The sequence below is a fragment of the Polaromonas sp. P1_E1_2 genome (assembly GCF_056406035.1).
Map to the genome: position 1 here is coordinate 1 of NZ_JBFUAZ010000884.1, position 1,201 is coordinate 1,201.

General features: G+C 61.5%; 2 protein-coding genes. Both read right to left on the reverse strand.

Going from position 1 to position 1,201, the window contains the following annotated elements:
* Positions 1-56: 56 nt before the first annotated feature.
* The gene (locus AC1D1P_RS23775) at positions 57-719 is read right to left on the reverse strand and encodes a glycine zipper 2TM domain-containing protein (protein WP_477674707.1); all 663 of its coding nucleotides are present in this window, start codon (positions 717-719) and stop codon (positions 57-59) included.
* A gap of 178 nt (positions 720-897) precedes the next feature.
* Positions 898-1,201: cupin domain-containing protein (locus AC1D1P_RS23780; protein ID WP_477674708.1), on the reverse strand; the 304-nt coding region annotated here is incomplete at its 5' end.

Below are 1,201 nucleotides of genomic sequence, written 5' to 3' on the forward strand. Positions count from 1 at the left end.
CGGGCGGCCCCCTCGGGGGGCAGCGCATTACACGAAGTGAAAAGCGTGGGGGCCCATCAAGCAAGACGGAGATTCTTGCCTTCAACAATCACCTTCGAACCCACTGCCACGGCGCTGGAAAGCTCCATGTTGCGCACGGTGCCATCGTCCATACGCACGCGCACTTCGTACACGGTGACCTTCTTCATGTTTTTCTCGATCTGGTTGCCGGCAAATGCGCCGCCGGCAACACCCAGCACGGTCATGGCGGTTTTGCCATTGCCGCCACCCATCTGGTTACCGACAAGGCCGCCGACAACGCCGCCGGCCACCGTGCCAAGTCCGATGGTGGTGTTACCCACATCCACGCCATTCACTTTGCCCTGGCGTTGAACAGGGGTCACAGCTTCGACGGTGCCGCAGCTTGCGCAGACATTGGCGCGCGGCGCGGCTTGCGCGACCACGACCGGGCTGGTGTGCGGCTTGGCGGGCTGCGTGTGTTTGGACGTGTCCGCCGCCAGCTTGGAAGTTTGCGCAGGTTCATTGGCGGCAGCCGATCCACCCGGCTGCGCGTCGGACCGGTTGACGACCAGCGCGGCGGCCAGCGCCATGACGGTCACGCCGAGCACGGCAACGATGGCGACAAGCGCCTTGCTGTGCTGCAGGCGTTGCGAGAAGCCCGGCTGCGAGGCAGGCTGGGGTTGAACGGCGGGTTGATTAACTTGGTTGTTGGTGTCCATGATGGAACTCCTGTGTGTGAGCCCCGGTTGTAACAACACCGACGGATACATCCTGTAGGACGAAGTGACATTCGTAAGGAAAGCTTTCCGCGTTCAGGTGAAAGTGTGCGCTTTTGCGCACTTCAGCACGTGTTCACACCGCCCTCATACAGCCTTCACCCAGGCTTTACACGTATTTTTAGACGCCCCCATGAGGATGGGTCGGGTCCACCCACAGCACCGTGTCTGGCTTCTCCACAGGATCGATATCGAGGTTGATGGCAACCGCTTCGCCATCACTGCGGCACAGAACGCACTCCAGCACCTCGGTCGGGCTGGCGTTGATTTCCTGGTGCGGCACATAAGGCGGCACATAGATGAAGTCGCCCGGACCCGCCTCGGCGRTGAATTCAAGACGCTCGCCCCAACGCACGCGAGCCTTGCCCCGGATGACATAGATCACACTTTCCAGATGACCATGATGATGGGCGCCGGTCTTGGCG